20 protein-coding genes are annotated in these 20376 nt (G+C 70.2%); 10 read left to right on the top strand and 10 right to left on the bottom strand.

Going from position 1 to position 20376, the window contains the following annotated elements; translation table 11 throughout:
• Positions 1-133 precede the first annotated feature (133 nt).
• The 3 genes from dapF to miaA form a co-directional block, all read right to left on the bottom strand.
• Positions 134-1003 (bottom strand): diaminopimelate epimerase, encoded by an 870-nt coding sequence (dapF, locus tag K3769_RS29715; RefSeq protein ID WP_267029329.1) that lies wholly within the window; start codon positions 1001-1003, stop codon positions 134-136.
• A gap of 164 nt (positions 1004-1167) precedes the next feature.
• Positions 1168-1689 (bottom strand): hypothetical protein, encoded by a 522-nt coding sequence (locus K3769_RS29710; RefSeq protein WP_267031602.1) that lies wholly within the window; start codon positions 1687-1689, stop codon positions 1168-1170.
• 108 nt (positions 1690-1797) lie between these two features.
• Positions 1798-2736, bottom strand: coding sequence for a tRNA (adenosine(37)-N6)-dimethylallyltransferase MiaA (miaA, locus tag K3769_RS29705; protein WP_267029328.1), 939 nt, complete (start codon positions 2734-2736; stop codon positions 1798-1800).
• A gap of 351 nt (positions 2737-3087) precedes the next feature.
• On the opposite strand from miaA, the gene K3769_RS29700 reads away from it, so the two are divergent.
• Positions 3088-3306 (top strand): gliding motility protein, encoded by a 219-nt coding sequence (locus tag K3769_RS29700; RefSeq protein ID WP_267029327.1) that lies wholly within the window; start codon positions 3088-3090, stop codon positions 3304-3306.
• Between the two features lie 433 nt (positions 3307-3739).
• Here the strand turns inward: K3769_RS29700 and K3769_RS29695 are convergent, their stop codons facing one another.
• Positions 3740-4477: a class III extradiol dioxygenase subunit B-like domain-containing protein gene (locus tag K3769_RS29695; RefSeq protein WP_267029326.1), complete on the bottom strand. Its 738-nt coding sequence runs from the start codon at positions 4475-4477 to the stop codon at positions 3740-3742.
• A gap of 186 nt (positions 4478-4663) precedes the next feature.
• Positions 4664-6184, bottom strand: coding sequence for a tRNA (N6-isopentenyl adenosine(37)-C2)-methylthiotransferase MiaB (miaB, locus tag K3769_RS29690; protein ID WP_267029325.1), 1521 nt, complete (start codon positions 6182-6184; stop codon positions 4664-4666).
• A 179-nt stretch (positions 6185-6363) separates the two neighbouring features.
• Here miaB and K3769_RS29685 point away from each other — a divergent pair, with 179 nt between their 5' ends.
• Positions 6364-7359, top strand: a complete 996-nt coding sequence (locus K3769_RS29685; RefSeq protein WP_267029324.1) for a TAXI family TRAP transporter solute-binding subunit — start codon at positions 6364-6366, stop codon at positions 7357-7359.
• 113 nt (positions 7360-7472) lie between these two features.
• Here the strand turns inward: K3769_RS29685 and K3769_RS29680 are convergent, their stop codons facing one another.
• Entirely contained in the window at positions 7473-8879 is a 1407-nt protein-coding gene (locus tag K3769_RS29680; RefSeq protein WP_267029323.1) for a sensor histidine kinase, read from the bottom strand.
• A gap of 9 nt (positions 8880-8888) precedes the next feature.
• Complete coding sequence (locus K3769_RS29675; protein WP_267029322.1) at positions 8889-9575, bottom strand: response regulator transcription factor; 687 nt, start codon at positions 9573-9575, stop codon at positions 8889-8891.
• Between the two features lie 314 nt (positions 9576-9889).
• Here K3769_RS29675 and K3769_RS29670 point away from each other — a divergent pair, with 314 nt between their 5' ends.
• The 8 genes from K3769_RS29670 to K3769_RS29640 all read left to right on the top strand — a co-directional run bounded on the left by K3769_RS29670 (position 9890) and on the right by K3769_RS29640 (position 16267).
• Entirely contained in the window at positions 9890-10666 is a 777-nt protein-coding gene (locus tag K3769_RS29670) for an amino acid ABC transporter ATP-binding protein (protein ID WP_267029321.1), read from the top strand.
• 58 nt (positions 10667-10724) lie between these two features.
• Positions 10725-11567 (top strand): glutamate ABC transporter substrate-binding protein, encoded by an 843-nt coding sequence (locus tag K3769_RS29665; RefSeq protein ID WP_267029320.1) that lies wholly within the window; start codon positions 10725-10727, stop codon positions 11565-11567.
• 89 nt (positions 11568-11656) lie between these two features.
• Positions 11657-12322 carry an amino acid ABC transporter permease gene (locus K3769_RS29660; protein WP_267029319.1) on the top strand — a complete coding sequence of 222 codons (666 nt, stop codon included), beginning with the start codon at positions 11657-11659 and terminating at the stop codon, positions 12320-12322.
• Positions 12319-13212: an amino acid ABC transporter permease gene (locus K3769_RS29655; protein WP_267029318.1), complete on the top strand. Its 894-nt coding sequence runs from the start codon at positions 12319-12321 to the stop codon at positions 13210-13212. Before K3769_RS29660 ends, K3769_RS29655 begins: the two co-directional genes overlap by 4 nt.
• Positions 13213-13415: 203 nt before the next feature.
• On the top strand, positions 13416-15011 hold the full coding sequence (locus K3769_RS29650; protein WP_267029317.1) for an FAD-dependent monooxygenase: 1596 nt from the start codon (positions 13416-13418) through the stop codon (positions 15009-15011).
• Between the two features lie 89 nt (positions 15012-15100).
• Positions 15101-15187, top strand: a complete 87-nt coding sequence (locus K3769_RS41195; RefSeq protein ID WP_313960178.1) for a putative leader peptide — start codon at positions 15101-15103, stop codon at positions 15185-15187.
• An 82-nt stretch (positions 15188-15269) separates the two neighbouring features.
• Positions 15270-15830 (top strand): cupin domain-containing protein, encoded by a 561-nt coding sequence (locus K3769_RS29645; RefSeq protein ID WP_267029316.1) that lies wholly within the window; start codon positions 15270-15272, stop codon positions 15828-15830.
• A complete protein-coding gene (locus K3769_RS29640) occupies positions 15827-16267 on the top strand; it encodes a rhodanese-like domain-containing protein (protein ID WP_267029315.1) in 441 nt (146 codons plus the stop codon). Before K3769_RS29645 ends, K3769_RS29640 begins: the two co-directional genes overlap by 4 nt.
• A 381-nt stretch (positions 16268-16648) precedes the next feature.
• Here K3769_RS29640 and recX read toward each other — a convergent pair whose 3' ends face one another.
• From recX to K3769_RS29625, 3 genes are all read right to left on the bottom strand, one after another.
• Positions 16649-17668 (bottom strand): recombination regulator RecX, encoded by a 1020-nt coding sequence (gene recX, locus K3769_RS29635; RefSeq protein WP_267029314.1) that lies wholly within the window; start codon positions 17666-17668, stop codon positions 16649-16651.
• 3 nt (positions 17669-17671) lie between these two features.
• Positions 17672-18793: a recombinase RecA gene (gene recA / locus K3769_RS29630; RefSeq protein WP_267029313.1), complete on the bottom strand. Its 1122-nt coding sequence runs from the start codon at positions 18791-18793 to the stop codon at positions 17672-17674.
• Between the two features lie 271 nt (positions 18794-19064).
• Positions 19065-20327, bottom strand: coding sequence for an AI-2E family transporter (locus K3769_RS29625; protein ID WP_267029312.1), 1263 nt, complete (start codon positions 20325-20327; stop codon positions 19065-19067).
• Positions 20328-20376: the final 49 nt, after the last annotated feature.

The raw sequence follows: 20376 nt of genomic DNA, 5'->3' as shown, positions 1-20376 counted from the left end.
CCCCATGGCGTACGCGGCTCTGGGGATGGCGTCGTTCCCCCGTCCGGGCCGGCCCTTGATGCTACCGAGCCCACCACGCCCGACTGACCGCCTCTCGCCGAGCGTGAAACGGATCACCCATTCGAGCGAAGGTTCAGGGGGTCGCGTTTTCGAGCCATTCGGTGTCGATCTCACCCTCTGCGACGATCACCGCAGGCCCTGTCATCTCGATCTCGCCGTCGGGGCGCTCGGTGATCACGAGCCGTCCCCCGGGCACGTCGACGGTGTATGTGGCCGGAGTACCGGTCACCGCGGGGTCGGCGCCGTCCCTGCGCGCGGCGGCCACGGCCACGGCGCACGCGCCCGTGCCACACGAGCGGGTCTCGCCCGAGCCCCGCTCGTGAACACGCAGAGCAACGTGATGAAGGCCACGGTCGACGACGAACTCGACGTTCACGCCGTCCGGGTACGCGGACGGTGGGCTGAACGGCGGTGGGGTGTACAGATGTCCGGCGTGGTCCAGGTCCTCCACGAAGGCCACCGCGTGGGGGTTGCCCATGTTCACGTTGCGGGCGGGCCAGGTGCGGTCTCCGACGGTCACCGTGACGTCGCCCTCGGGGAGGATCGCCCTGCCCATGCCGACCGTGATGTCGCCCTCCTTGGAGAGGTGCACGGTCTTCACGCCCGCGCGCGTGGCGACCGCGAGGTCACCTTCGGCGACATGTCCGGCGCGCTGGAGGTAGCGGGCGAACACGCGCACTCCGTTGCCGCACATCTCCGCGATCGAGCCGTCGCCGTTGCGGTAGTCCATGAACCATTCCGCTTCGGCCGCCATCGAACGGGCCTCGGGGTGCGCGGCGGACCGTACGACATGCAGCAGGCCGTCCCCGCCGATGCCCGCGCGGCGGTCACACAGGGCGGCGGCGGTGGCCGCGGGCAGGTCGATGGTGTTGTCGGGGTCCGGGACGATCACGAAGTCGTTCTCGGTCCCGTGCCCCTTGAGGAAGGCGATCCGCGTGCTCATTCCTCGATCGTAAGGGGTCGGTACGACAGCCCGGCATGCCTGCCGGCCCCGGCGGACCGGCCTGCCTGTCCGGCGGGCGGGACGGGCGTTCCGGCGGGCGGGACGGGAGACCGAGCGGACGTGCCCCCCCCTGTCGCGAGTCCGGCCAGGGGCGGCCGGGGGCCTCAGCGCAGGCGGGCCACGCGCCACACTGCGAGCACCACGACCGCGGCGACGAGGACGGCGTACGCGATCGCTACGCGCCAGTCGGGGCGGCGGCCCGAACCGCGCTGGGGCAGGCCGGGCCACGTGTAACCCACCCGGCGGGCCGCCATCATTCCCCAGCCCGCGGCGCAGGAGCAGATCAGCAGGCCGAGCATGGCGATCATGGCTCCGCTGTCGCCGAAGTCGAAGGCCAGCGGGAAGGCGAACATCAGGGAGCCGAGGGCGGCGAGGCTCACGATGGGGGCGAGCTGCCAGATGCGCATGCGGCGCTGCGGACGCAGCTCCACCTCGACCTCGGGCCCCGGGAACATCTCGTCGGGCTCGGGACCGTCCGCGGTCACCCCGCCGCCGATCTCCTCGGGGCCGTCCGGGCTGAGCCGGTCCCCGTCGGGGTCCTGCTGGTCCTGTGCGGTGTCGTGCACCCCGCCGGGGGCGGTGTCCTGCTCCGCGCCCGGTGCGGTGTCACGAGGGCCGGCCTCCATCGCCACGCGCCCTCCCCACTCGGACTCCACTTGGTCGATCGAAGCTCGATGATGGCACGGCCCCAGAGGCCCGGATGACGGCCGGAGCGTCCCGATGCCAGGACGTGATCAGGCTGTGACCGGTCGTTCGACCAACGCCAACGCAAGCTGCGGAAGTTCTGTGAGGTCCGCCGAGGCCCCACTGAGCCAATGCACCCGCGGATCCCGTCTGAACCATGAATCCTGACGGCGCGCGAAGCGCTTGGTGGCACGTACGGTCTCGGCTCGCGCCTCGTCGTCGGTGCACTCCCCGGAGAGCGCCGTGAGCATCTGCTGGTAGCCGAGTGCGCGCGACGCCGTACGCCCCTCACGCAACCCCTGCGCCTCCAGTGCGCGCACTTCCTCGCCGAGGCCCCCCTCCCACATGCGGTCCACTCGGCGGGCGATGCGCTCGTCCAGCTCGGGGCGCGCCACGTCGACGCCGATCTGGAGGGTGTCGTAGACGGAGTCGTGGCCCGGGAGGTTGGCGGTGAAGGGCCTGCCGGTGATCTCGATGACTTCGAGGGCCCGGACGATACGGCGGCCGTTGCTCGGCAGGATCGCGTGGGCGGCCTCGGGGTCCGCGACGGCCAGCCTGGCGTGCAGGGCGCCGGAACCCCGCAGCGTCAGTTCCTCCTCCAGGCGCGCCCGTACCTCGGGATCCGTGCCGGGGAATTCGAGGTTGTCGACGGCACCCCGGACGTACAGGCCGGAGCCGCCTACGAGGATGGGCCAGCGGTTCTCCGCGAGCAGCGCGTCGATGCGGATGCGCGCGAGCCGCTGGTACTCGGCGACGCTCGCCGTCACCGTCACGTCCCAGATGTCCAGCAGGTGGTGGGGAACACCGCCGCGCTCCTGGGGCGTCAGCTTGGCGGTGCCGATGTCCATCCCCCGGTAGAGCTGCATCGAGTCTGCGTTGACGACCTCACCGCCGAGGTGTTGGGCGAGGTGGACGCCGAGATCGGACTTTCCGGCCGCGGTGGGACCCACGACGGCGATGACCCGCGGAACGGGAGCTGCTCTACTCACCGTCACAGTCTCGCAAACCTCCGGCCCACTTCTCGAACGAGCTACGTGACGGTACGCGGTCGAGGTCGTTGCCTGTTGCGAGGTTCCAGCCGCCGGTTTCGAGGACCGGTGACCCCGGGCGACGCAATGGGACGCACCGGGCGACGCGGAATTTCGCCCACACGAGCAGGGTATGGAGACGAAATGGGCGTTTTTGCATGGCTTCTTCGCAAGGAGAGGTCTGAATCCCGCGGGGCCGAGGAGGCGCCGGCCGCGGAGGCGCGGACGGACAGCCCGGAGGCCGGATCGGGAGCGGAACAGGGGGCTGAGCCGGTTTTGGAGGGAACGGCCGACGCCGGGCCGGAGGCGGCGGTGGTCGATGCGACTGCCGGCGCCGCCGATGCCACCGCCGCCGACGCTGCCGCCGAGCCGGGCACCGGGTCCGAGGCCGGGGCCGGGCCCGCACCGTCCGCGTCCGCGTCCGTGACTGCGGAGAGCGGCGAGGCCGCGGCGGAGGCCGTCGAGATCCCCAAGCAGCAGTCCGCCGCGAAGGCGGCCGACAGCGAGGTCGGCGAGAACGCCCGTCAGTGACGGAGTGACGCCTCCGGCGCCTGTGCGGGCGCCGCCCTCGGTGCCCTGCACGACCACACTTCGGCGGACGACCTCGGAGCCATCACGGCTCGGGGTCGTCCGCCGTGTGCGCGACACCGGTCCCCGGGGGTTTGCGGGTTGCGCGGGCCGCGGAGGGGGCGGCCTTCGGGTGCTGCCGGGGCGGGTCGCGCTCTTCAGATGCGGGCGCGCTGTGGTTTTTGCGCCGTTCCCCGCGCCCCTGGGGCGGTGAGGGTGAATGCAGTCGGGAAGTGCGCGATGGCGTGGCTGCCGGGGCGGGTCGCGGTCTTCAGGTGCGGACGCGCTGTGGCTTTTGCGCCGTTCCCCGCGCCCCTGGGGCGGTGAGGGTGGGCGCGGTCGGCGGGTGCTCGGGGTGTGGTGGTGGGTCGTCCACGCGCGCGTGGGGGCCGACGGGCTACGACCAGGTCGCGATCAGGTAGCCGACTCCGTAGGGGGCGTCCTCGTACAGGAGGGTGCCGTCGAGGTCCGCTCCCTGGGCCGCGCCCGCGAGCACTTGCCAGGGGGCCCGGCCCGACGCCTTCAGCTCGTACGCCAGCCCGGCGTCCAGGGCCTGGAGGGCGGCCACGTCCGCCGTGCCCAGTGCACGCGCGACCTCCGCGTCGAAGCCCGCCGCCCGCTCGTCCAGGTAGCCCGGTGCCTTGAGCGTGCGGCACGCGCTGGAGTCGCCCATTACCAGCAGGGCCAGCCGCTCGGGACCGGCGGCGACCTGCCGTCCGACGTCGGCACACCGCTCGGCGGCGAGTGGTTCCCCCACCCCGAGGCCCTCGACGGGAGCGGCCGACCAACCCGTGCGGCCGAGCAGCCAGGCGGCGACCGCCAGCGAGGCCGGGAGCACCCGTCCGCGGGCGTCGGAAGAGGGCTCGGTGCCGTTCTGGCGTCCGTTCCCGCCGAGCCGCACGTCGAGGTCGACACCGAACCCGCGGAACGAACCGTGGGCGCCCTCCGGATGCGGTCCGCGCCCGCTCTCCTCGGCGGGTCCCACGACAACCAGCCGGTCCGGGCGGGCGGCGGCCAGTACCCCCAGGGCGTCCGTGCAGGCGGCCCGGGCCGCGTCGAGTTCGGGCGCGGCCCCCGCGGCCACCTCGGGCACGAGCAGGGGCGGGCAGGGGCACACGGCGGCGGCGACAAGCATGATCGGCAGCGTAACCCCGCACGGCGGCCGGGCGGGGTGTCAGTCCTCGATCAGCACGTCGGTGAGGCCGCGGACGGTGAGCTCCTCCCAGCGGAGTTCCGCCAGACCTCGGCCCAGGCTCTCGGACCGAGCCCTCGGTCCAGCCGTGAAGTCCAAACGCTCAGTCCAGGCGCTCAGTCCTGACCCTCAGTCCAGAGCGCAGCCGCTGCCGGTGGCGACCGGCAGCGGTTCCGGGACGCCGATCTGCGGCAGCCCCAGCATGACGCCGACCGGCTTCGCTGCCTCGGCGGTGTTGCGCTTCTCCCAGGCGTCCCCCGCGCGCGTGCGGCGCACGTCCAGCGTGGGCCCCTCGGCGAGGAGGTGGTGCGGGGCGGCGTAGGTGATCTCGACGGTGACGACGTCGCCGGGGCGCACCTCGGTGTCGGGCTTGGTGAAGTGCACCAGGCGGTTGTCGGGGGCGCGGCCGGAGAGGCGGTGCGTGGCGCCGTCCTTGCGGCCCTCGCCCTCGGCGACCATCAGCTCCAGCGTGCGGCCGACCTGCTTCTTGTTCTCGTCCCAGGAGATCTCCTCCTGGAGGGCGACGAGACGCTCGTAGCGCGCCTGCACGACCTCCTTGGGGATCTGCCCCTCCATGGTGGCCGCGGGGGTACCGGGACGCTTGGAGTACTGGAACGTGAACGCCTGCGCGAAGCGGGCCTCGCGGACCGCGTGGAGGGTCTGCTCGAAGTCCTCCTCGGTCTCGCCGGGGAAGCCCACGATGATGTCGGTGGTGATCGCGGCGTGCGGGATCGAGGCGCGCACCTTGTCGATGATCCCGAGGAACCGGTCCTGGCGATAGGAGCGGCGCATCGCCTTCAAGACGGTGTCGGAGCCGGACTGCATCGGCATGTGCAGCTGCGGCATGACGTTCGGCGTCTCGGCCATCGCGGCGATGACGTCGTCCGTGAAGTCGCGCGGATGCGGCGAGGTGAAGCGCACCCGTTCCAGTCCTTCGATCTTCCCGCAGGCCCGCAGGAGCTTGCTGAAGGCCTCACGGTCGCCGATGTCGGAACCGTAGGCGTTCACGTTCTGCCCGAGCAGGGTGATCTCGGAGACGCCCTCGCCGACGAGGGCCTCGATCTCGGCCAGGATGTCGCCGGTCCTACGGTCCTTCTCCTTGCCGCGCAGCGCCGGGACGATGCAGAAGGTGCACGTGTTGTTGCAGCCGACGGAGATGGAGACCCAGGCCGCGTACGCGCTCTCGCGGCGGGTCGGCAGCGTCGACGGGAACGCCTCCAGCGACTCGGCGATCTCGACCTGTGCCTCTTCCTGGACGCGGGCGCGCTCCAGCAGGACGGGGAGCTTGCCGATGTTGTGCGTCCCGAAGACGACGTCCACCCAGGGCGCCCTCTTCACGATGGTGTCGCGGTCCTTCTGGGCGAGACAGCCACCGACGGCGATCTGCATGCCGGGCCGCTTCGTCTTCATCGGCGCGAGCCTGCCGAGGTTGCCGTAGAGACGGTTGTCGGCGTTCTCCCGCACCGCGCAGGTGTTGAAGACGACGACGTCGGCGTCACCGTCGGAGCCTTCGGGAGCGCGTACGTAACCGGCGTCCTCCAGCAGCCCTGAGAGCCGCTCGGAGTCGTGGACGTTCATCTGACATCCGTAAGTGCGCACTTCATACGTTCTGGTCAGGTCCACTGCCCGGCTCCGGTCGCTGCTGCTCATGCGACAAGGGTAGGTGCTGCCCGGAGTGCGCCCCGCCCCGTGGTCCCACGCGCACCCCGCCCCGTGGACGCGTGCGCCCCGCCCCATGGGTCCCGCCCGCACCCGTCCCCCGCTGTCCTGCGTGCGCCCCCGGCCACCGCCCTGGTCATCCGTGCCGGTGAGCTGGCAGGATCGCGCGCATGTTCCAGGCACTCTCCCCCCTCGGCCGACGCCGGGCCCTGCAGGGTTCGGCCGCCGCCTTCGTGGCCTTCGGGCTGCTCCTGTGGTGGCTGCTGCCCCTGGGCGAGAGCTCACCGGGCGGAAAGGTCGTCTTCAGTACGGGGACCCGGACCGGCGTGTACCAGCTGTACGGGAACCTGCTGCAGGACGCGCTGGCCAAGGACATGCCGCGCCTGGAGGTGGACCTGCAGCAGAGCGAGGGATCCCAGGAGAACGTGGAACGGGTGGCCACCGGAGAGGCCGACTTCACCATCGCGGCGGCCGACGCGGTCGAGAAGTACAAGGCGAGCGGCAAACCCGGCGCGGACCAGTTGCGCGGCTGCGCGCGTCTGTACGACGACTACGTGCACGTGGTCGTTCCCCAGGACTCCCCGGTGAACTCCATCGCGGACCTGAAGGGCAAGAAGGTGGCGATGGGCCAGCAGGGATCCGGGGTGCTCCTCATCGCGGAGCACGTGCTGGCGGCGGCCGACCTCGGCCCGAAGGACGTCAAACCGGTGTACGCCGGTATCGCGGACATGCCCAGGATGCTGGAGAAGAAGAAGATCGACGCGTTCTTCTGGTCCGGCGGACTCCCGACCGGTGCCGTGACCGACCTCTCCATGCGTTTCGACATCAAGCTGGTCCCGATCACGGCGGACCTGGTCGCGAGACTGCACCGGCCGAACGCGGGATCCAGTTACTACCGGTCGGCCCTCATGCCGGCGGACACCTACCACGGGGGCCGCAACGAGGCCGCGGTCCCGACCATCGCGGTGGCGAACCTGCTGGTGACACGGGCCGGGACGGACGCGACACTCACCGAGGGAATGACCCGGACGGTGATCAACAGCCGTGACCGCATCGGCAAGGAGGTGCACGCCGCACAGCGCGTGGACCTGAGGACCGCCATCTACACCGACCCTCTGGAACTGCACGAGGGCGCCCAGCGCTACTACCGCTCGAACAAGCCGTAACCCGCCCGAACGGAGACGGGTTTCCTGAGCCCTGAAGCGCACTCTTCCGCCGCCTCCTCCGCTAGCCCCCGGATGGCCCCTGAAAGGCCCTCGGAAGGCCCCTGTACGCCCGCTCAGGCCCCGGGCATCGTCCGCGGCACCGTCACGGTCACCTTCAGCCCGTGCGGCTCGTGGTGGGCGTACGCGATGGAGCCGCCGCCAGCCGAGAGCAGTGCCCGGGAGATCGAGAGGCCCAGACCCGAGCCCTTGATGTTCTGGTGGCCCGCGCTGCGCCAGAAGCGGTCGCCGACACGGGCCAGGTCCTCGTCGCTCAGGCCGGGCCCGCGGTCGGTGACGACGATCGTCGAGACCTCGCCGTTCGAGGCCACCCCCACCTCGACGGACTCTCCCTCGGGTGTGAACTTCAGCGCGTTGTCGATGACCGCGTCCAGCGCGCTGGACAGGGCGACGGCATCGACCCACGCGGTCGTGGCAGGGCACGTACCGACAAGCCGTACGCCCTTGTCGTCGGCGACCGGCGACCAGGAGGCGACACGTTCGGCGGTGAGCTCGCCGATGTCGGTGAGCCGCAGGTCCGCGTCGGCGTGCTCGGCGAGAGCGAGGTCCAGGAGGTCGTCCAGGACATGGGCCAGGCGCTTGCCCTCCGTACGGACGGCGGTGATCTCCTCGTTGCCCTCGGGCAGTTCGAGGGCCAGCAGTTCGATGCGCAGCAGCAGGGCCGACAGCGGGTTGCGCAACTGGTGGGAGGCGTCGGCGACGAAGGCGCGCTGCTGCTCCAGGACCTCCTGGACGTTGTCGGCCATCTCGTTGAAGGACCGGGCCAGCCGCCTGAGCTCCGGCGGTCCGCCTGCGGCGGCGACCCGGGACTTCAGGCTGCCGGTCGCGATGTCGTGGGTGGTGGCGTCGAGGACGCGTACGGGCCGCAGCACCCAGCCGGTCAGCCGCAGGGCCGCACCCAGCGCGAGGAGCATCGCGCCGATCTCGCCCGCGCCGATGACGAGCCAGCCGTGCAGGATCCTGGACCGCATCTGTCCGGTGGGCGAGTCGGTGACCACGACCGCGACGACGTCACCGTCCCGAATGACGGGGGACGCGACGACGAGACGGTCCCGCTGCCACGGCCAGACCTGCGCCGGGTCATGGCTGCGGCGGCTCTGGAGCGCTTCGTCGAACGCGGCGCGCACCTCGCCCTTCCTGGGTATGGTCCAGTCCCCGGGCGCGTTGGCCATGATGTCGTCGTCGCGGTAGAAGACGCCCGCGTTGATCCCGTACAGCTTCTGATAAGTGCCCAGTTCCTGCCGGAGCGTCTCGCCGCGCTGTTCGGTGGCGCTGACCCGTGAGCCCTCCGGGCGGTCGGCCACGAACTGGGCCAGGGACGCGAAGCGGGCCGTGTCGTCGATGCGGTCGACGACCACGTTCTGCTGCTGGGCGGCCGCCAGGCTCGCGGCGAGCGGGATGCCCAGGGCGAGCAGGATGGCCGCCATCAGGACGATGAGCAGCGGAAGGAGGCGTGTGCGCACCGGGGCCCGCTACGCGGCGGGTGCGACGAGCCGGTAGCCGACGCCGCGCACGGTCTCGATCAGGGCCGGCATGCGCAGCTTGGAGCGCAGCGACGCGACATGCACCTCCAGGGTGCGGCCGGTCCCCTCCCAGCTGGTGCGCCAGACCTCACTGATGATCTGCTCCCGCCGGAACACCACGCCGGGCCGCTGGGCGAGGAGGGCCAGCAGATCGAACTCCTTGCGGGTGAGCTGGACGACCGAACCGTCGACGCTGACCTGCCGGGTGGGCAGCTCGATACGGACGGGCCCCAGGTGCAGCGCGTCGTCACCGGGGGACGCCGCGTCGTCGGGGACGGTGCGCCGGGCGACGGCGTGGATACGGGCGAGGAGTTCCCCGGTGTCGTAGGGCTTCACCACGTAGTCGTCGGCGCCGAGGTTGAGTCCGTGGATCCGGGAGCGTACGTCCGCGCGCGCGGTCACCATGATCACGGGGGTACTGGTCCGCTTGCGGATCTTGCCGCAGACCTCGTATCCGTCCTGGTCGGGCAGGCCGAGGTCGAGGAGCACCACTCCGAAGCCGTTGCCCTCCGGGACGAGGGCCTGGAGGGCCTCCTCGCCGCTGCGGGCGTGGGTGACGGCGAAGCCGTGGCGGGCGAGGACCGCGGACAGAGCGGCTGCGACGTGGTTGTCGTCCTCGACGAGGAGCAGTCTCATTACGGCCCCCTTCAGTTCATCGTTCGTACGTCGTCGGTGCATGGACGCTCGATAGACATACACCCTCGGTGGTCGGACACGGCCACGCGCGCGTGTCCCCAGGCAGTGAGGCCGATGGACGCGGACGGCGTCAAGCGTGTGCGGGGCCCGGCCCGCATCCGTTACGCAGCCGGTACGCGCCCGGAGGCGGCCTTCACGAAGAGTGTCGGTTTGCCGCCGGATCGTTATGCTCAATTTCCCCTCAGATGTAATGACGTTGATCGTGCGGCGTCACTACTGTCCTCCGCAACCGAGGAGGACGGAGCTAGAGGCCGATGACCGAAGTATCGGTGACCAAGGACGCCCTGCCCGCGACCGACGATCTGGTCGTACTGAAGAACGTCAACAAGCACTTCGGTGCGTTGCATGTACTTCAGGACATCGATCTGACGATCGCCCGTGGTGAGGTTGTCGTGGTCATCGGACCCTCCGGGTCCGGAAAGTCCACCCTGTGTCGCGCGATCAACCGTCTGGAGTCCATCGAGTCGGGATCGATCACGATCGACGGGAAGCCGCTGCCCGAAGAGGGCAAGGCACTCGCCCGCCTGCGTGCCGACGTGGGCATGGTGTTCCAGTCGTTCAACCTGTTCGCGCACAAGACAGTGCTCGAAAACGTGATGCTGGGCCAGCTCAAGGTTCGTAAGGCGGACAAGAAGGAAGCCGAGGAGAAGGCCCGCGGTCTGCTCGACCGGGTGGGTGTCTCCGCCCAGGCCGACAAGTACCCGGCGCAGCTCTCCGGCGGACAGCAGCAGCGTGTCGCGATCGCCCGGGCGCTGGCGATGGGCCCCAAGGTCATGCTCTTCGACGAGCCGACGTCGGCTCTCGACCCGGAGATGATCAACGAGGTTCTGGAAGTCATGCAGCAGCTCGCGCGTGACGGAATGACGATGGTCGTGGTCACCCACGAGATGGGATTCGCCCGTTCGGCGGCCAACCGCGTCGTCTTCATGGCGGACGGACGCATCGTCGAAGAGGCTGTGCCGGACCAGTTCTTCAGCAACCCGCGCAGCGACCGGGCGAAGGACTTTCTGTCGAAGATCCTGCACCACTGACGACCTACGGCACCCGCACGCCGGATCGCACTTCTTCACCACTCAAAGGATGTTCACCATGAAGCTCCGCAGGGTCACCGCCGCCTCGGCCGCCGTCCTCGCTCTCGCTGTCGCCGCCACCGCGTGCGGTTCCGACGACAAGGACGACAGCGGCTCCTCCTCCGGGGGCGGCAGCAAGAAGATCACCATCGGCATCAAGTTCGACCAGCCCGGCATCGGCCAGAAAACGCCGGACGGCTACACGGGCTTCGACGTGGATGTCGCGACGTACGTCGCCAAGCAGCTCGGCTACGACGAGAACCAGATCCAGTGGAAAGAAGCGAAGAGCGCCGACCGCGAGACCATGCTCCAGCGTGGTGACGTCGACTTCATCGCCGCCTCCTACTCGATCAACGACGAGCGCGCCGCGAAGGTCGACTTCGCCGGCCCGTACCTCCTCGCCCACCAGGACATCCTCGTCCGCGCCGACGAGAAGGACATCAAGTCGCCGAAGGACCTCAACAGCAAGAAGCTGTGTTCCGTGGCGGGCTCGACCTCCGCGCAGAACGTCAAGGACAAGCTCGCCCCGAAGGCCCAGCTCCAGCAGTACCAGACGTACTCCCAGTGTCTGACCGGTCTGCAGAGCGGCGCGATCGACGCGCTGACCACGGACGACTCGATCCTCGCCGGTTACGCCTCGCAGGCGAACTTCAAGGGCAAGTTCAAGCTCGGCGGCTTCAAGATGACCAACGAAAACTACGGCATCGGCGTCAAGAAGGGCAGCGACCTCAAGGGCAAGATCGACACCGCCCTGGAGAAGATGGTCTCCGACAAGTCGTGGGACAAGGCCGTCGAGGCCAACTTCGGTCCGGCCGGCTACAAGAACGAGCCCGCTCCGAAGATCGGCAACGTCGTCAAGTAAAGCGGGATCCGACCTGACCGGTGCGTCGCCCTCCGGGGACGGCGCGCCGGTCAGGAGGGCCCTCCCCACACGCGGAAGCACGGGAGATCGTGTTCGATTTTCTTGAAGGTTATAACCTGTGGGAAGCCTTCTGGACGACGGTGCAACTGACCGTCCTGTCCGCCGTCGGCTCCCTGATCTGGGGAACTCTGCTGGCCGCCATGCGGGTCGGCCCGGTACCTCTTATGCGCGGTTTCGGTACCGCCTACGTCAATATCGTGCGGAACATTCCGCTGACGGTCATCATCCTGTTCACGTCCTTGGGTCTCAACCAGACGTTCGAGGTCACACTCGGCTCGGACATGACCGACACCACCAACTTCCGGCTCGCGGTGCTCGGTCTGATCGCGTACACCTCGGCGTTCGTGTGTGAGGCGCTGCGGTCGGGCATCAACACGGTGCCCGTCGGCCAGGCCGAGGCCGCACGTGCCCTCGGTCTGAACTTCACGCAGGTGCTCACCCTGGTCGTGCTGCCGCAGGCGTTCCGTTCGGTCGTCGGTCCGCTGGCGAACGTCCTGATCGCGCTGACGAAGAACACCACGGTGGCCGCCGCGATCGGCGTCGCCGAGGCGGCGCTGCTGATGAAGGAGATGATCGAGAACGAGGCGCAACTCGTCCTGATCTCCGCGGTCTTCGCGTTCGGATTCGTGTGTCTGACACTGCCGACCGGTCTGATCCTCGGCTGGGTGAGCAAGAAGGTGGCGGTGAAACGATGAGCTCGGTCCTCTACGACGCGCAGGGCCCCAAAGCCAAGCGGCGGAACATCGTCATCTCGGTGGTGTTCGTCGCCGTCCTGGCCGCGGTGCTGTGGTGGATGTACGGCGCGCTGGACGAGAAGGGCCAGCTCGCTTGGGACCTGTGGAAGCCCTTCTTCCACGGGGAGGCATGGAGCACCTACCTCTGGCCGGGTCTGCAGAACACCCTGAAGGCCGCGGCGCTCGCCATGATCATCGCCCTGCCGCTGGGAGCGGTCCTCGGTATCGCCCGGTTGTCCGACCACGCGTGGGTGCGTGGTGTGGCCGGTGTGGTGGTCGAGTTCTTCCGCTCCATCCCGGTACTGGTCCTGATGATCTTCGGCCTGGCACTGTTCTCCGAGTACACGAACGTCAGCACGGACGACCGTCCGCTGTACGCGGTCGTAACCGGCCTGGTGCTCTACAACGCCTCGGTCCTCGCCGAGATCGTCCGGGCCGGCATCCTGTCGCTGCCCAGGGGGCAGGCCGAGGCCGCGTCGGCCATCGGTCTGCGCAAGAACCAGACCATGCGGTTCATCCTGCTGCCGCAGGCGGTCACGGCGATGCTGCCGGCGATCGTCAGCCAGCTCGTGGTGATCGTGAAGGACACCGCGCTCGGCGGCGCGGTCCTCACCTTCCCCGACCTGATGGCCGCCGTCGGCCCGATGAGCGCGTACTACGGCGCGAACACCCTGGCCAGCTTCACGGTCGTGGCGCTGATCTTCATCGTGATCAACTTCTCGCTCACGAGTTTCGCGAGCTGGCTGGAGCGCAGACTGCGCCAAGGCAAGAAGTCCACCGGTGCGGTCGTCACGGCGGACGCGGTGGAGGAGCTCAGCACTCCGGGTGAGCACGTGGAGGGGAAGAAGTAGGCAAGTCCTGCGAACAGCCTGCGCCTACTGCGCATCTGACGCAATGTGAGCAACCGGAGGCAGTGGCGTCGTCGCCACTGCCTCCGTCACTTGACGCAAGCACCGGCAGTAGGTTGCATACGTTCTGTGATCGTGTACCCCGCTCCACCTGCAAGGCCCGGTAGGACACTCTGGACGCCGCTCCGGGCAGGGGGCACCGCGCCGTGGACCCGGTGATCATCGTCGGAGCGGGGCCCGTAGGACTCACGCTCGCCCTGGCGCTGGCGCGTCAGGAGGTCCCCTCGGTCGTCCTTGACGAGGGCCCCGGCAAAGACGAACAGCGACTCGCCCGCACCGCCGTCCTGCGCGAGGACACGGCCGCGCTGATCGGGCGGCTGACGGGCTTCCCCGTCGCCGAGGCGGGCTTCCACTGGGCCGGATGGCGGTCGATGCGGCGCAAGCAGGTGATGCGGGAGATCACGTTCGGCGACGACGATCCCCTGCTCCTGCACCTCCCCCAGCACGTGCTGACCACCGCCCTGCGGGCGGCCATCGACGCCGAACGCCTGGTAAAGGTCGCCGCCGACAGCCGCCTCGACTCCCTGGAGCAGGAAGCCGCCGGCGTCACCGCGCACACCCGGGGCCCCAAGGGCACCTGGTGGCGCGGCAGCTACCTCGTCGGCTGCGATGGACCCCGCTCAACGGTCCGCAAACTTCAGGACATCCGTTTCCCGGGCCGTACGGCCGTCGAACGCCACGCCGTCGCCGCACTGCGTACGGAACTCCCGTGGCCCGGCGAGGCATTGCTGCACCGCATGCCCCCCTGGCGGACCTCGGGCCCCCCGGTCTCCGAAGTGACCGCGCGCCCCCTCGCCGACGACGTGTGGCGCATGGACTGGCTGCTGCCGCCGGGCAAGGACCTGGTCACACCGGACCTCCTGGTGGCCCGCGTCCGGGAGACGCTCGCGGGCTGGAGCGGGGGCACCACCCCGTCGTACGAGCTGCTCGACACCGGGGTCCACACGGTCCACCACCGGCTGGCGCGGCGCTGGCGGGCCGGCCGGGTCTTCCTCGCCGGCGACGCGGCGCATCTGCTCGGCGCGCTCGGCACCCAGGGGCTCGACGAGGGGCTGCGGGACGCCGACAACCTCGCGTGGAAGCTGGCCCTCGCCTGGCACCACGGTCCGCACGAGGCCCTGCTGGACAGCTACCAGGTGGAGCGGCGCGCGATCGTCGCCGCCCGCCTGCGCGCCACCGACCAGGCACTGCCGCTGCTGCGGAGCGGAGGACTGCGGTCCGCGGTGCCCGGAGCGGCCCGGGGCCATGACGCCCTCCTCACGGACGGACACCTGGGGCGCGGTCCGCTGGGCGCGCCGGGGGCGTACGCCGATTCACCGCTCGCACCTCCGTACGCCGAGTCCGCGGTCGAGGTCGACACGGCCCCGGGTGCCTCGATCGCCGATGTACGGGTGACGGCGGAGGACGGTTCGTCCGTGGCGCTGCGCGACCGGCTGGGCCAGGGGGCGCTGCTCGTGCTGCTGATCGCGCCGGGGACCGTGGTGTGGGACCGCAAGCACTGGGTGACGGCCGGGATCATGCCGCGGCTCGCCGCCGCCGTGACCGCGCTGCCGCACCGGGCCGAACTGCTGGTCGCCGAGAGCTACCCGGGCGCGGCGGCACACACCGTGCTGCTGATCCGCCCGGACGGACACCTGGTCACGGCGTTCGCCGGGGTGCGACCGGCCGACCTGTACGAGGCGGCGGAGGCGGCTCTGGGCGGCCCCCGGTCCCCGGCCGGGGCTCCCGCGGGCACGTCCTGAGGGGTGCGTGCGCCCCCTGGTGATGGGGCGCATGTCCAGCCAATGACACTCGGTTGACCGGTCCGCACCGTCATGGTGTACTCCGGATCGTGACCGACACCTGTGTGCGCCTGTGGCGGAGGGTCCATATGGACCTCGTCCGCTATGCGGGCTGCGTGTGTCGCCCGTCCTGCTGAATTCGCATCCCTCCGCAATCCCGCGTGTGAGGCCCTTCGGCTGCCGCACGCACCCACGCGAACGCCTGTCAGGACGGTACCCGTGTCTGTGTCACCCTCTGCTGCCTCTGCTCCTGCCTCCGCCGGTTCCACCGCCGCCTCCGGGGCCCGCATCCCCACCCAGGCCGAGCTGCTGGAATTCGTACGGCGCACGGCCGCCGACGCCGAGCTGATCGCCTCCCTGCCGCTCGATCCCGAGGGCCGTACGTGGGTACGCCTCGAAGGTCCCGGTGGAAGCGAGGCCTGGCTCATCGGCTGGCCACCCGGCACGGGCACCGGCTGGCACGACCACGCCGAGTCGGTGGGCGCCTTCCTCACCGCGTCCGGCGAGCTCAAGGAGAACTCGCTCGTCGCACGGCTGCCCACCGACGGCTGGAAGACCCTCGAACTCAACGAGGGAATCGACCGTGGGCGGCGCCTGTCGGCCGGCAAGGGCCGCTCCTTCGGGCAACACCATGTGCACGAGGTGCTGAACGAGTCCACCGAGGAGCACGCCGTCTCCGTCCACGCCTACTACCCGCCGCTCCCCCGGATCAGCCGCTACAGCCGCACCGGCCAGGTGCTGCGCCTGGAGCAGGTCGAGCGCCCCGAGGACTGGCAGTGACGACCGAACGCCCCGAGGCGTCCGCACCTCCCGCGGCGGCCGAACACCCCGTGGGGATCGACGAGTTGCTGGAGCGGGTCCGTGCGGACCTGAACCGCGTCGGGGCGGCGGCCGCCCACGACGCGGCACGGGCGGGTGACGCCCTGCTCGTCGACATCCGGTACGCGGCCCTGCGCGAGCGCGACGGCCTGATTCCCGGCGCGCTCGTCGTCGAGCGCAACGAACTGGAGTGGCGGCTCGACCCGCGGGGCAGCCATCGCGCCCCCGAGGCCACCAGCCACGACCTGCGCGTCGTGGTCGTCTGCAACGAGGGGTACGCGTCGAGCCTCGCGGCCGTCTCCCTGCGGCAACTGGGACTGCACCGGGCCACGGACCTGGTGGGAGGCTTCCAGGCCTGGAGAACGGCGGGACTGCCGGTCACCACGACCGGGTCCTAGGGTCTGTCTGACAATTCCCGTCTGCCGCGCGGCGCCGTGCACGCACTCTCGCCGCACCGGGCGCAGAGCCAAGTACGTCCAGTACGAGGCTCTACGCCCGGCACACCGAGAGCACGCACCTGACGCCGCGCAGCCGCCCTACGGGCGACGACGGGAATTGTCGACAGACCCTAGGCGCCGGGGGGACTCTGGTGGTGGCCGACACAGCCCGCTGAGCCGGCCACCACCAGGACAACAGAACCCGCCGCCCCGCCCTACCGTTCCGAGCCCGAGCGCGATGGGCGCCCCCGCGCGTCCACCGTGCCCGGCCCCTGCCCCGGAACCACAGGAAACGAAGTCCCCCGACGAAGCCTCCCGGCTCCCCGGAACCCCCCGCCTCCCTCAGAACTCCTCGTCGCCGAGGAACTCCGTGTCCTCGCCCTCTCCCTGGCCCTCTTCCTCAAGCGCCTGGCGGACCACCCGCAGCGCCGTGCCCTGGGAGTAGCCCTTGCGGGCGAGCAGGCCCGCGAGGCGCCGTATGCGCTTGTCACGGTCGAGGCCGCGCGTGGAGCGCAGCTTGCGCGCCACGAGTGCGCGCGCCGTCGCCTCCTCCTGGTCGGAGTCGAGCTGCGCGACCGCCTCGTCGATCAGCGTGGGGTCCACGCCCTTGGTCCGCAGCTCCTGAGCGAGCGCCCGCCGGGCGAGGCCCCGGCCGTGATGGCGGGACTCCACCCAGGCGTCCGCGAAGGCACCGTCGTTGATCAGCCCGACCTCTTCGAAGCGTGACAGCACCTCGTCCGCCACGTCGTCCGGGATCTCCCGCTTACGCAACGCGTCCGCCAGCTGCTTCCGCGTGCGGGCGGTCCCGGTGAGCAGGCGCAGACAGATCGCGCGCGCTTGCTCGGCCGGGTCCTTCGGCGGCTCCGCCTTCTCGGCCCTCGACGAGAAAGGGGTGCCTCCGTCCTGTGCGTCGCCGGACGACTCTCCGAAGCCGTTGCGCCGGCCGCGCCCCCGCCGAGCACGGCCTCCGCGCCCCGGAGCGCCTTCGTTCCGCGCCCCGCCGTCCCGGTCTCCTCCGCCCCCGTCGCCGTACGGCCACTCACCGGTGCCGCGCCCCGAGCCGTCGCCCGATGAGCCGTCGCCGTCCCGCGGACCGTCACCGCGGGACGTACCGCCGCCGCCTCGCCGCCGGCCGCCCACAGGCCGGCGCTCTCCCCCGTACTCGCCGGATGCCCCGTCCGCGCCCGAGGCACCGGGACCGAACGGCTCTTCCGCGCCGATCGGTCCACCGTCCTCGTACACACTGCCGCCTTCGTCCACGCCACCTCTGTCGGCGGAGCCGAAGTCTCCCCCGTGCCCCTGGCCCTGCCCTCGGGGGGTGACGGGGTAGACATACTCGGCCCAGTCCGTTCGTCGTGTCACGGACTAGCTCTTGGCCGCCGCGGCCTTGGGCTTGACGGTCTTGGCCGCGGGAGCGGGAACCGTCTTCGCGCCCTCTCCGGAAGCAGCCGCCGCGTCCGCGCCCGGCTCGGCGGCGGGCTTCTCCTCCACCTTCACGCCGACGCCCAGCTTCTCCAGGATCTTCTTCTCGATCTCGTTGGCCAGATCGGGGTTGTCCTTGAGGAAGTTGCGCGCGTTCTCCTTGCCCTGACCGAGCTGGTCGCCCTCGTACGTGTACCAGGCGCCGGCCTTGCGGACGAAGCCGTTCTCCACGCCCATGTCGATCAGGCCGCCCTCACGGCTGATGCCCTGCCCGTAGAGGATGTCGAACTCGGCCTGCTTGAAGGGCGGCGCGACCTTGTTCTTGACGACCTTGACGCGGGTGCGGTTGCCGACCGCGTCGGTGCCGTCCTTCAGGGTCTCGATACGACGGATGTCGAGACGCACCGAGGCGTAGAACTTCAGCGCCCGCCCACCGGTCGTGGTCTCCGGCGAGCCGAACATCACGCCGATCTTCTCGCGGAGCTGGTTGATGAAGATCGCGGTGGTCTTCGACTGGTTGAGCGCGCTGGTGATCTTCCGCAGTGCCTGGCTCATCAGACGGGCCTGCAGACCCACGTGCGAGTCGCCCATCTCGCCCTCGATCTCCGCGCGCGGCACGAGGGCCGCGACGGAGTCGATGACGATGAGGTCGAGCGCGCCGGAGCGGATCAGCATGTCCACGATCTCCAGAGCCTGCTCGCCGTTGTCCGGCTGCGACAGGATGAGGTTCTCGATGTCGACGCCGAGCTTTTTCGCGTACTCGGGGTCGAGGGCGTGCTCCGCGTCCACGAAGGCCACCTGGCCGCCGGCCTTCTGCGCGTTCGCCACGGCGTGCAGGGTCAGGGTCGTCTTGCCGGAGGACTCCGGGCCGTACACCTCCACCACTCGGCCACGCGGCAGGCCGCCGACGCCGAGGGCGACGTCGAGGGCCGTCGAGCCGGTGGGGATGACCTCGATGGGCTCGTTCGGCCGCTCGCCGAGGCGCATCACCGCGCCCTTGCCGAATTGCCGTTCAATTTGTGCGAGCGCGGCGTCGAGCGCCTTCTCGCGGTCGGTTCCTGCCATGGGTTCCACCCGATTTGCTTGTGTCGATCGCTTCACGTCAAAGACGCTAACGCCTGCCACTGACAATGCGCCCCGACGCCCGTCCGGCCTGTGGATAACTCGGGCACTTCCGCATGAAATCCCCGCTCGCATCCCGTCTCGGGCTTCGCCGGAGCCTCCATAAGAATGGATGTTCGATTTTGATGTCAAGCGCATCACGCCCTGCGGCAAGGGTGTGTCGCGACCGTACCGACGCAGCGTCCCGGGGCCGTACGGGCAGCCCGCAACGACCTCAGGAAGAGGCGGGGGGTCCCTCGTCCCGACCCGGCGGCGGCTCCTGGGAACCGCCGCGCAGCAGTTGCCGTACGCGCTTGAGGAGGTTGCCCGAGACCCGTTCGCGACGCCCGTGCACCCGGGGGTCGTCCGTGACGGCGTACCGCTTCACGTACGCCCCCAGGAAGGCCTGCAGGGTGGCGACCGCGGGGATGGCGATCAGCGCGCCGACGGCTCCGAGCAGGGCGGTGCCCGCGATGACCGACCCGAAGGCGACCGCCGGGTGGATGTCCACGGTCCTGGCGGTCAGTTTGGGCTGCAGCACGTAGTTCTCGAACTGCTGGTAGACCACGACGAAGACCAGCACCCACAGCGCGTACCAGGGGTTGACCGTGAAGGCGATCAGCATCGGCAGGGCGCCCGCGAGATACGTACCGATGGTGGGGATGAACTGCGAGACCAGTCCCACCCAGACGGCGAGCACGGGCGCGTAGTCCACGCCGAGGAACTCCAGCAGGACGTAGTGCGCGAGGCCGGAGATGAGGGCCATCAGGCCGCGCGAGTAGAGGTACCCGCCGGTCTTGTTGACGGCGATCTCCCAGGCGCGCAGGACCTCCGCCTGGCGGGACGGAGGCAGCACCGAGCACAGCGCGCGCCGCAGCCGCGGGCCGTCAGCGGCGAAGTAGAACGCGAACAGGGTGATCGTCAGAAGCTGGAAGAGGCCGCCGAGCACCTGCGCGGACACGTCCAGGACACCGGTGGCGCTGTTCTGCACGTACTTCCGGAGCCAGTCGGAGCGCAGCAGGCTGTCCTGGATGTCGACGCGGCTGAGCTCGGTGTGGAAAGTGGTGTTGATCCAGCTGATCACCGACTCGACGTACTTCGGGAAGTCCTCGACGATGTCGATGATCTGCCCGGCGAGCATCGAGCCGAGCAGCGTGATGAAGCCCGCGCTCACGATCATCGTGATGAGGAACACGAGACCGGTGGCCAGCCCCCTGCGCATGCCGAACGAGGACATCCAGCTCACCGCGGGCTCTATGGCGAGGGCCAGGAAGAACGCGATCAGGATGTTGATCAGCAGCCCGGTCAGCTGGTGAAAGGCCCAACTGCCCAGCTGGAAGCAGGCGATGAGGGTCAGGGCGAGCACCATGGCCCGGGGCAGCCAGCGCGGCATGCGGTGGCCTCCCTCGGCCGCACCTCCGGCCGGGGGCCTCGGAGGTGTCGTGCCGAGCGGTGATGCGTGCTGTCCGACCTGCGCGGTCTCATCTGTCGATGCCACGGGCCAAGTCTCGCCCACGCCACCGGCAATCGACCCCACCACCCCGGAT

The sequence above is a fragment of the Streptomyces ortus genome, from assembly GCF_026341275.1.
Classification (GTDB): domain Bacteria; phylum Actinomycetota; class Actinomycetes; order Streptomycetales; family Streptomycetaceae; genus Streptomyces; species Streptomyces ortus.
This window is presented reverse-complemented; position numbering and strand designations above follow the sequence as displayed.